Here is a 10,471-nt window from a genome sequence, read left to right on the forward strand (position 1 = left end):
CGGAGCCACCCGCCCTGGAGGCCGCGCCCAGCGGATCCCCGCCTTCCGAGTCATGGAAGACCCCCCGAGAAGCAGACCGGGGGCACTCGGTGGCCACTCACAGATCATGAGGAGTACGCGTGTCGCTCGACGCCGCAGTGAAGAAGCAGATCATCTCCGAGTTCGGCACCAAGGAGGGTGACACCGGCTCCCCCGAGGTCCAGGTCGCTCTGCTGTCCCGTCGGATCTCCGACCTGACGGAGCACCTGAAGACCCACAAGCACGACCACCACTCCCGCCGTGGCCTGCTGATCCTCGTCGGTCAGCGCCGCCGGCTCCTGCAGTACCTCGCCAAGAAGGACATCCAGCGCTTCCGTGCGCTGGTCGAGCGCCTCGGCATCCGCCGCGGTGCGGCGGGCGCCAAGTAAGACACCGTGAGGGGAGCGGTTCCCGGGACAAGGGGACCGCTCCCTTTGCTGTACGTGCGGAGTGTCACCGCGCCTTTGTAGTGTGGTAGCACAACGCAAGAACGCAAGAACTACGACTCAGCGTGATGACCCGCGCCGCATCGGGTATGCGACCCACGGACCATCACACCGGACGTCACCCGGCGTCCACCCCGGACGTCACCCGGCGTCCACAGTGGACGCCGTCCCGGCGTCCACCCCGGACGTCACCCGACGTCCCCCGTACGAGGGGAAGCGCACCCCGCCGCCGCCGGTCCTCGGTAGTGGCCCCCGGGAGAGTCAACCCCGGGTGCTTCGATCGAAGACCGGCCCGCACCAGTGGCGCGCTTCTCCGCCCCGTCCCCCCGCCACACGGGTGAGAGGGACGAAAGACGACAAGTAACGGAGAAAACGCTGGTGGAGAACGAGACCCACTACGCCGAGGCCGTCATCGACAACGGCTCCTTCGGCACCCGCACCATCCGCTTCGAGACGGGCCGTCTGGCCCGTCAGGCCGCCGGCTCCGCCGTGGCCTACCTGGACGACGACACCATGGTGCTGTCGGCCACCACCGCTTCCAAGAACCCCAAGGACCAGCTCGACTTCTTCCCCCTCACGGTGGACGTTGAGGAGCGGATGTACGCGGCCGGGAAGATCCCCGGTTCGTTCTTCCGCCGCGAGGGCCGTCCCTCCGAGGACGCCATCCTCACCTGCCGCCTGATCGACCGCCCGCTGCGCCCGTCCTTCAAGAAGGGCCTGCGCAACGAGATCCAGGTCGTCGCCACGATCATGGCGCTCAACCCCGACCACCTGTACGACGTCGTGGCGATCAACGCCGCCTCCGCGTCCACGCAGCTGGCCGGCCTGCCCTTCTCCGGCCCGATCGGCGGCGTCCGCGTCGCGCTGATCCGCGGCCAGTGGGTCGCCTTCCCGACGCACACCGAGCTCGAGGACGCCGTCTTCGACATGGTCGTCGCGGGCCGCGTCCTCGAGGACGGCGACGTCGCGATCATGATGGTCGAGGCCGAGGCCACCGAGAAGACGATCAAGCTCGTCGAGGGCGGTGCCGAGGCGCCGACCGAGGAGGTCGTCGCCGCCGGTCTGGACGCCGCGAAGCCCTTCATCAAGGTGCTCTGCAAGGCCCAGGCCGACCTCGCCGCGAAGGCCGCCAAGCCGACCGGCGAGTTCCCGATCTTCCTCGACTTCCAGGACGACGTCCTGGAGGCGCTCACCGCGGCCGTCAAGCCCGAGCTCGCCCAGGCGCTCACCATCGCCGGCAAGCAGGAGCGCGAGGCCGAGCTGGACCGCGTCAAGGGTCTCGCCGCCGAGAAGCTCCTGCCGGAGTTCGAGGGCCGCGAGAAGGAGATCTCCGCCGCGTACCGCGCGCTGACCAAGTCTCTGGTCCGCGAGCGTGTCATCAAGGAGAAGAAGCGCATCGACGGCCGCGGTGTCACCGACATCCGCACCCTGGCCGCCGAGGTCGAGGCCATCCCGCGCGTGCACGGCTCGGCGCTGTTCGAGCGCGGTGAGACCCAGATCCTGGGCGTCACCACGCTGAACATGCTGCGCATGGAGCAGCAGCTGGACACCCTCTCTCCGGTGACCCGCAAGCGCTACATGCACAACTACAACTTCCCGCCCTACTCCGTCGGCGAGACCGGCCGCGTCGGCTCCCCGAAGCGCCGCGAGATCGGCCACGGCGCCCTCGCCGAGCGCGCCATCGTGCCGGTGCTGCCGACGCGCGAGGAGTTCCCCTACGCGATCCGTCAGGTGTCCGAGGCCCTCGGCTCCAACGGCTCGACGTCCATGGGCTCGGTCTGCGCCTCCACCATGTCGCTGCTGAACGCCGGTGTGCCGCTGAAGGCCCCCGTCGCCGGTATCGCCATGGGCCTGATCTCCCAGGAGATCAACGGCGAGACGCACTACGTCGCCCTCACCGACATCCTCGGTGCGGAGGACGCCTTCGGCGACATGGACTTCAAGGTCGCCGGCACCAAGGACTTCGTGACCGCCCTCCAGCTCGACACCAAGCTGGACGGCATCCCGGCCTCCGTCCTGGCCGCCGCCCTCAAGCAGGCCCGTGACGCCCGCCTCCACATCCTCGACGTGATGATGGAAGCGATCGACACGCCGGACGAGATGTCCCCCAACGCTCCGCGGATCATCACCGTGAAGATCCCGGTCGACAAGATCGGCGAGGTCATCGGCCCCAAGGGCAAGATGATCAACCAGATCCAGGAGGACACCGGCGCCGAGATCACGATCGAGGACGACGGCACCATCTACATCGGTGCCGCCGACGGCCCGGCCGCCGAGGCCGCCCGCGCCACGATCAACGGCATCGCCAACCCGACGATGCCCGAGGTCGGCGAGCGCTACCTGGGCACGGTCGTCAAGACCACGACCTTCGGCGCGTTCGTCTCCCTGCTTCCCGGCAAAGACGGTCTGCTGCACATCTCGCAGATCCGCAAGCTGGCCGGCGGCAAGCGCGTGGAGAACGTCGAGGACGTCCTCGGCGTGGGCCACAAGGTCCAGGTCGAGATCGCCGAGATCGACTCCCGCGGCAAGCTCTCCCTGATCCCCGTGATCGAGGGCGAGGACGACGACAAGAAGGACGACGCCGACAAGTGACGTCCCGTGGCTCCAAGGCGACGGCCCGCACCTCCTCGGAGGCGCGGGCCGTCGCCCGTACCCAAACCCTCATCAAGGGCGAGAACGGCATCGGCACGGTCCGCAGGACCACCCTCCCGGGGGGACTGCGCATCGTCACCGAGACCCTGCCCTCGGTCCGCTCGGCGACCTTCGGCATCTGGGCGCACGTCGGCTCCCGCGACGAGACCCCGGCCCTGAACGGCGCCACCCACTACCTGGAGCACCTGCTCTTCAAGGGCACGGCCACCCGCTCCGCGCTGGACATCTCCGCGGCGATCGACGCCGTCGGCGGCGAGATGAACGCGTTCACGGCCAAGGAGTACACGTGCTACTACGCGCGCGTGCTCGACACCGACCTGCCGCTCGCCATCGACGTGGTGTGCGACATGCTGACCGGCTCGGTGATCCGTGAGGAGGACGTCGACGTCGAGCGCGGCGCCATCCTCGAAGAGATCGCGATGACCGAGGACGACCCGGGCGACTGCGTGCACGACCTGTTCGCGCACACGATGTTCGGCGACAACCCCCTCGGCCGTCCCGTCCTCGGCACGGTCGACACGGTCAACGCACTCACCGCCGACCGCATCCGCCGCTTCTACAAGAAGCACTACGACCCCACGCACCTGGTGGTCGCCTGCGCGGGCAACGTCGACCACGACAAGGTCGTCCGCCAGGTCCGCGCCGCCTTCGAGAAGGCCGGCGCGTTCAAGGACCCGGCGGCGCAGCCGATCGCCCCCCGCGGCGGCCGGCGCGCCCTGCGCACCGCCGGGCGCGTGGAACTGCTCGGCCGCAAGACGGAGCAGGCGCACATCGTGCTCGGCATGCCGGGCCTCGCCCGCACCGACGAGCGGCGCTGGGCGCTCGGCGTGCTGAACACCGCCCTCGGCGGCGGCATGTCCTCCCGGCTGTTCCAGGAGGTCCGCGAGAAGCGCGGCCTGGCCTACAGCGTGTACTCGTACACCTCCGGCTTCGCCGACTGCGGCCTGTTCGGCGTCTACGCGGGCTGCAGGCCCTCGCAGGTGCACGACGTGCTGAAGATCTGCCGCGACGAACTCGACCAGGTCGCCGAGCACGGACTGCCCGACGACGAGATCGAACGCGCCGTCGGCCAGCTCAGGGGCTCGACCGTCCTCGGCCTCGAGGACACCGGCGCGCTGATGAACCGTATCGGCAAGAGCGAGCTGTGCTGGGGCGAGCAGATGTCGGTCGACGACATGCTGTCCCGGATAGCCTCGGTCACCCCGGACGACGTCCGCTCGGTAGCCCGGGACATCCTGGGACGGCGGCCCTCGTTGTCGGTCATCGGCCCGCTGAAGGACAAGCAGGCGTCCCGGCTGCACGACGCCGTCGCCTGACCCACCCCGGAACACACCCGGTAAGGAACAACGAACATGAGCAAGCTGCGCGTGGCGGTCCTGGGTGCCAAGGGCCGCATCGGCTCCGAGGCGGTACGGGCGGTCGAGGCCGCCGAGGACATGGAGCTGGTGGCCGCCCTCGGCCGGGGCGACAAGCTGGAGACCCTCGCCGAGACCGGCGCCCAGGTCGCCGTGGAGCTGACCACCCCCGCCTCGGTCATGGGCAACCTCGACTTCTGCGTGCGCCACGGTATCCACGCGGTGGTCGGCACCACCGGCTGGACCGACGACCGCCTCGCGCAGCTGGGGGGCTGGCTCGACCAGTCCCCGGAGACGGGCGTGCTCATCGCCCCGAACTTCTCCATCGGCGCCGTGCTGACCATGAAGTTCGCCCAGATCGCCGCACCGTACTTCGAGTCCGTCGAGGTCGTGGAGCTGCACCACCCGAACAAGGTGGACGCCCCCAGCGGCACCGCCACGCGCACCGCCCAGCTCATCGCCGAGGCCCGCCGCCAGGCCGGCAGCACCCCCGCCCCGGACGCCACGACGACCGCCCTGGACGGCGCCCGCGGCGCGGACGTCGACGGGGTCCCGGTGCACGCGGTACGGCTGCGGGGTCTCCTCGCCCACCAGGAGGTCCTGCTCGGTGCGGAGGGCGAGACCCTCACCGTCCGCCACGACTCCCTGCACCACAGCAGCTTCATGCCGGGCATCCTGCTCGGCGTGCGCCGCGTGGTGACCACTCCCGGCCTCACCTTCGGCCTGGAACACTTCCTCGACCTGAACTGAGCCGGTCCCACCCCTATGCGCGCGAAGATCTCCTACGCCCTCACGGCCGCCGTCCTGGTCGTCTACTTCGTCCTGGTCGGCAGCCGCGGCGTGCTGCTCATCAAGGCCGGCACACTCCTCACGGTCACCTTCGGCGTGGCCGTGCTGATCCTGCCGGTCATCGGCGTGTGGTTCCTCTGGAAGAACACCCAGTTCGTCCGGGACGCCAACAGGCTCGCCGCCGAACTGGACGCCGAGGGCGGCCTGCCCGTCGACACCCTCAAGCGGCTGCCCAGCGGCCGCGTCGACCGTGAGTCGGCCGACGAGGTCTTCGCGCTGCGCAAGGCCGAGACGGAGGACGCGCCCGACGACTGGCGCAGCTGGTTCCGGCTCGCCGTGGCCTACCACGACGCCCGGGACACCCCCCGCGCCCGCAAGGCGATGCAGCGGGCCATCGCCCTGCGCAAGACCGCCTCCTGACCGCCCGGGCGGTCAGGAGCGCGGCAGCGCGTCCGCCGTCAGGCCCGCCCGTACTCGTCGCCCCACGCCTCGACCGTGTCGGCCGCGCGGTCGAAGGCCAGCGGGTCGCGGCCCAGGAAGTCCGCGTTGTGCGAGGTCAGCAGCGGCGTCGGTCCGTCGGACGAGCGGCCCCGCCGGTTCATCACCAGCGCCTGCCCCTGCACGGTCCTGGGCAGCCCCAGCCAGCGCACGGGCTGCTGCACCGTACGCACCGCCACGACCTGGTCCCAGGGCGTCGTACGCGTGCTGACGAAGGCCACGTGACGCAGCCCTCCGGCGCTCACCCACACTCCCATGCGCAGCATCCGCAGCGCGGCCGCCACGATGACCAGCGCGAACCCGAAGACAGTGGCCGCCGACGCGGGCGTGGTCGTCGCCGCGATGATCACGGACGAGAACAGCACGAACGAGGCGAGCAGCAGCAGGACCGCGGCCGCGCCCACGCGCCAGGGGCCGGGCCGGTAGGGGCGCCGCCAGCGGTCCCGGTCGTCGTACGGCAGCGCGACGTCGTCCGTCGTGTCGAAGGCGCGGTCGGCCGTCAGGAAGGGCAGGGGCACGGTGGTCCTCACTCGATCCATGCAGGGGCTGTGCCCGGTGAGGCTATCGATCTGTGTCCCCGGTCACCACCCTCGGGGGTCCGGACGGCCCCGCGTCCGCGCCGTAGAGTGGGCGGCGCCCCAGAAGTGATGGAAGGACCCTGCGCGCCGTGACCGACACCCCTGCCGACGACCTCAAGCCCAGTTTCCGCAGCGATGTGACCGTCGAGCTGGTGAAGCACACCGCGTCCGACGCCGACGTGCTGTTCGCCGCCCGCGTCTCGACCCTCGGCGAGCAGTCCCTGGACGAGCTGCAGAAGGACCCCGAGCGGTCCAAGGGCCTGATCAACTACCTGATGCGGGACCGGCACGGCAGCCCTTTCGAGCACAACTCGATGACCTTCTTCATCAGCGCCCCGATCTTCGTCTTCCGCGAGTTCATGCGGCACCGGGTCGGCTGGTCGTACAACGAGGAGTCGGGCCGCTACCGGGAGCTGCAGCCGGTCTTCTACGTCCCGGACGCCGACCGCAAGCTGGTCCAGGAGGGCCGCCCCGGCAAGTACCGCTTCGTCGAGGGCACCAAGGAGCAGCAGGTGCTCGTCGGACGCGCCATGGAGGACTCCTACCGGCAGTCCTACGAGGCGTACCAGGAGATGCTGGCCGCCGGAGTGGCCCGCGAGGTCGCCCGCTCGGTCCTCCCCGTCGGCCTGTACTCGTCGATGTACGCCACCTGCAACGCCCGCTCGCTGATGCACTTCCTCGGCCTGCGCACGCAGCACGAGCTGGCGAAGGTGCCGTCCTTCCCGCAGCGGGAGATCGAGATGGCCGGCGAGAAGATGGAGGCGGAGTGGGCCCGCCTGATGCCGCTGACCTACGCCGCCTTCAACGCCAACGGGCGCGTCGCCCCGTAGCGGGCGCCCCTGCCGTGTCCCGCGCGGCAGCCGAGCACTGATGTACGGGTCAGCCACGCGAAGTGTCCGTATTGCGGCATTTCGTGAAGTTCATCTAGCCTGATCGAACGGACCCGGCACTGCCTGAACCCCCGAGCAGGCAGTGCCGGGTCCCCCCTTCACACCCCTCCGTCGCCTCCCCCGAGGGAAGACCCCGGCCTGAGCAACGAGTAGCGTGTAACCCATGGCTCCGACCTCGACTCCGCAGACCCCCTTCGGGCGGGTCCTCACCGCCATGGTCACGCCCTTCACGGCGGACGGCGCACTCGACCTCGACGGCGCACAGCGGCTCGCCACCCACCTGGTGGACGCAGGCAACGACGGCCTGATCGTCAACGGCACCACCGGCGAGTCCCCCACCACCAGCGACGCGGAGAAAGCGGATCTCGTACGGGCGATCGTGGAGGCGGTCGGCGACCGCGCCCACGTCGTCGCCGGTGTCGGAACCAACGACACCCACCACAGCATGGAGCTGGCCCGCGCCGCGGAGCGCGCCGGCGCCCACGGCCTGCTGGTCGTCACGCCGTACTACAACAAGCCCCCGCAGGAGGGCCTCTACCGGCACTTCACGGCCGTCGCCGATGCCGCCGAGCTGCCCGTGATGCTCTACGACATCCCCGGCCGCAGCGGCGTCCCGATCAGCACGGAGACGATCGTCCGCCTCGCCGAGCACCCGCGGATCGTCGCCAACAAGGACGCCAAGGGCGACCTCGGCCGCGCCGGCTGGGCCATCGCCCGCACCGGGCTCGCCTGGTACTCCGGCGACGACATGCTCAATCTGCCGCTGCTCTCCATCGGCGCGGTCGGCTTCGTCTCCGTCGTCGGCCACGTCGTCACCCCCGAGCTGCGCGCCCTGGTCGAGGCGTACACCTCCGGCGACGTCCAGAAGGCCACCGAGATCCACCAGAGGCTGCTTCCCGTCTACACGGGCATGTTCCGCACCCAGGGCGTCATGACCACCAAGGCGGCGCTCACGCTCAAGGGCCTCCCCGCGGGCCCCCTGCGCGCCCCCATGGTCGAGTGCACGCCCGAAGAGATCGAGCAGCTCAAGATCGATCTTGCCGCGGGCGGGGTACAACTCCAGTAATCAGACTTCGCGCGCCCCGGGTGCGCAGAACGACCTCACAACTGAATACGCGGGACACCGGTGCCCGCATCACCAACGACAACTGCTTCCGCACGAACGTCATGCGCGCCACGTGCCCCACCGGTACGTGGCGCGTGTGGTGAGGAGAGTCTTTTGAGTCATCCGCATCCTGAACTCGGCCCGCCCCCGCCGCTGCCCGAAGGCGGCCTGCGGGTCACACCGCTCGGTGGCCTCGGCGAGATCGGCCGCAACATGACGGTCTTCGAGTACGGAGGCCGCCTGCTGATCGTCGACTGCGGAGTGCTCTTCCCCGAGGAGGAGCAGCCCGGAATCGACCTGATCCTGCCCGACTTCTCGTCCATCCGGGACCGTCTCGACGACATCGAGGGCATCGTCCTCACCCATGGCCACGAGGACCACATCGGCGGCGTCCCCTTCCTCCTGCGCGAGAAGCCGGACATCCCGCTGATCGGCTCCAAGCTCACCCTCGCCCTCATCGAGGCCAAGCTCCAGGAGCACCGCATCCGCCCGTACACCCTCCAGGTGGCGGAGGGGCAGCGCGAACGCATCGGCCCGTTCGACTGCGAGTTCGTGGCGGTCAACCACTCCATCCCGGACGCGCTGGCAGTCGCCATCCGCACACCCGCCGGCATGGCGGTCCACACGGGCGACTTCAAGATGGACCAGCTCCCGCTGGACAGCCGCCTCACCGACCTGCACGCGTTCGCCCGGCTCAGCGAGGAGGGCATCGACCTCCTCCTGTCCGACTCCACGAACGCTGAGGTCCCCGGCTTCGTCCCGCCCGAGCGCGACATCTCCAACGTGCTGCGCCAGGTCTTCGCCGGCGCCCGCAAGCGGATCATCGTGGCCAGCTTCGCCAGCCACGTCCACCGCATCCAGCAGATCCTGGACGCGGCCCACGAGTACGGTCGCCGGGTCGCCTTCGTCGGCCGCTCGATGGTCCGCAACATGGGCATCGCCCGTGACCTCGGCTATCTGAAGGTCCCGCCGGGCCTGGTCGTGGACGTCAAGACGCTCGACGACCTCCCGGACAGCGAGGTGGTCCTGGTCTGCACGGGCTCCCAGGGCGAGCCGATGGCCGCGCTGTCCCGCATGGCCAACCGCGACCACCAGATCCGCATCGTCGAGGGCGACACGGTGATCCTGGCGTCGTCGTTGATCCCCGGCAACGAGAACGCGGTCTACCGCGTGATCAACGGCCTGACCCGCTGGGGCGCCAACGTCGTCCACAAGGGCAACGCCAAGGTGCACGTCTCCGGACACGCCTCGGCCGGCGAGCTGCTGTACTTCTACAACATCTGCCGCCCGAAGAACCTGATGCCGGTCCACGGCGAGTGGCGCCATCTGCGCGCCAACGCCGAGCTGGGCGCTCTCACCGGCGTCCCGCACGACCGCATCGTCATCGCCGAGGACGGCGTGGTCGTCGACCTGGTCCAGGGCAAGGCGAGGATCTCCGGCAAGGTCCAGGCGGGCTACGTCTACGTCGACGGCCTGTCCGTCGGCGACGTCCGGGAGCCGGCGCTCAAGGACCGCAAGATCCTCGGCGACGAGGGCATCATCTCGGTGTTCGTGGTCATGGACGCCTCCACCGGCAAGCTCACCGGCGGACCGCACATCCAGGCCCGCGGCTCCGGCATCGAGGACTCCGCGTTCGGCGACGTCATCCCGCGGATCACGGAGACGCTCGAGCGCTCGGCGCAGGACGGAGTCGTCGAAGCTCACCAGCTGCAGCAGCTCATCCGCCGCACGCTGGGCAAGTGGGTCTCCGACACCTACCGGCGCCGACCGATGATCCTCCCCGTGGTGGTCGAGGTCTGACGGACCGTCGGGCCCTACGCACGCGTCAACCGGCAGCGGGGCGCCTCGATTTGCATCGGGGCGCCCCGCTCCAGTACGTTTACAACTCCTCCGAGCGGGGCACCCGACCACTTCATGCGGTCGGACACCAGTGCCCGGTGAGGGTGGGAAATCCGGCTCAGAATCTCTGATAAAGTCGGATCCGCCGGAAAGGAAAGCGCGAAAGCGTCGACCTGGAAAGCGCCGAGGAAATCGGATCGGAAAGATCTGATAGAGTCGGAAACGCAAGACCGAAGGGAAGCGCCCGGAGGAAAGCCCGAGAGGGTGAGTACAAAGGAAGCGTCCGTTCCTTGAGAACTCA

The 10,471-nt window shown here is 69.6% G+C and carries 9 protein-coding genes; 8 read left to right on the plus strand and 1 reads right to left on the minus strand.

Features of this window, described 5'->3' with window-relative positions; translation table 11 throughout:
• Positions 1-119: 119 nt before the first annotated feature.
• From rpsO to ACF1AG_RS33370, 5 genes are all read left to right on the plus strand, one after another.
• Entirely contained in the window at positions 120-407 is a 288-nt protein-coding gene (rpsO, locus tag ACF1AG_RS33350; protein WP_006130415.1) for a 30S ribosomal protein S15, read from the plus strand.
• Positions 408-842: 435 nt separating this feature from the next.
• A complete protein-coding gene (locus ACF1AG_RS33355) occupies positions 843-3,056 on the plus strand; it encodes a polyribonucleotide nucleotidyltransferase (protein WP_359601182.1) in 2,214 nt (737 codons plus the stop codon).
• Positions 3,053-4,432 (plus strand): M16 family metallopeptidase, encoded by a 1,380-nt coding sequence (locus tag ACF1AG_RS33360; protein WP_391810936.1) that lies wholly within the window; start codon positions 3,053-3,055, stop codon positions 4,430-4,432. Before ACF1AG_RS33355 ends, ACF1AG_RS33360 begins: the two co-directional genes overlap by 4 nt.
• A gap of 36 nt (positions 4,433-4,468) precedes the next feature.
• A complete protein-coding gene (dapB, locus tag ACF1AG_RS33365) occupies positions 4,469-5,221 on the plus strand; it encodes a 4-hydroxy-tetrahydrodipicolinate reductase (RefSeq protein WP_359607562.1) in 753 nt (250 codons plus the stop codon).
• Positions 5,222-5,236: 15 nt separating this feature from the next.
• Entirely contained in the window at positions 5,237-5,680 is a 444-nt protein-coding gene (locus ACF1AG_RS33370) for a hypothetical protein (protein WP_391810937.1), read from the plus strand.
• A gap of 38 nt (positions 5,681-5,718) precedes the next feature.
• On the opposite strand, the gene ACF1AG_RS33375 is transcribed toward ACF1AG_RS33370, so the two are convergent.
• A complete protein-coding gene (locus ACF1AG_RS33375; RefSeq protein WP_359607569.1) occupies positions 5,719-6,276 on the minus strand; it encodes a hypothetical protein in 558 nt (185 codons plus the stop codon).
• A gap of 149 nt (positions 6,277-6,425) precedes the next feature.
• Between ACF1AG_RS33375 and thyX the strand changes: the two genes are divergently transcribed.
• The 3 genes from thyX to ACF1AG_RS33390 all read left to right on the plus strand — a co-directional run bounded on the left by thyX (position 6,426) and on the right by ACF1AG_RS33390 (position 10,131).
• Positions 6,426-7,166, plus strand: a complete 741-nt coding sequence (gene thyX, locus ACF1AG_RS33380; protein WP_387798894.1) for an FAD-dependent thymidylate synthase — start codon at positions 6,426-6,428, stop codon at positions 7,164-7,166.
• Between the two features lie 223 nt (positions 7,167-7,389).
• A complete protein-coding gene (dapA, locus tag ACF1AG_RS33385; RefSeq protein WP_359607566.1) occupies positions 7,390-8,292 on the plus strand; it encodes a 4-hydroxy-tetrahydrodipicolinate synthase in 903 nt (300 codons plus the stop codon).
• 153 nt (positions 8,293-8,445) lie between these two features.
• Positions 8,446-10,131 (plus strand): ribonuclease J, encoded by a 1,686-nt coding sequence (locus tag ACF1AG_RS33390; RefSeq protein WP_359607568.1) that lies wholly within the window; start codon positions 8,446-8,448, stop codon positions 10,129-10,131.
• Positions 10,132-10,471 lie beyond the last annotated feature (340 nt).

This window comes from Streptomyces sp. NPDC014764 (assembly GCF_043082785.1).
Classification (GTDB): Bacteria; Actinomycetota; Actinomycetes; order Streptomycetales; family Streptomycetaceae; genus Streptomyces; species Streptomyces althioticus.

What these genes read in the sequence shown, in the direction of transcription:
- dapB (WP_359607562.1), top strand. Translation starts at nt 4,469, where the DNA reads ATGAGCAAGCTGCGCGTGGCGGTCCTGGGTGCCAAGGGCCGCATCGGC.
- ACF1AG_RS33370 (WP_391810937.1), top strand. Translation starts at nt 5,237, where the DNA reads ATGCGCGCGAAGATCTCCTACGCCCTCACGGCCGCCGTCCTGGTCGTC.
- dapA (WP_359607566.1), top strand. Translation starts at nt 7,390, where the DNA reads ATGGCTCCGACCTCGACTCCGCAGACCCCCTTCGGGCGGGTCCTCACC.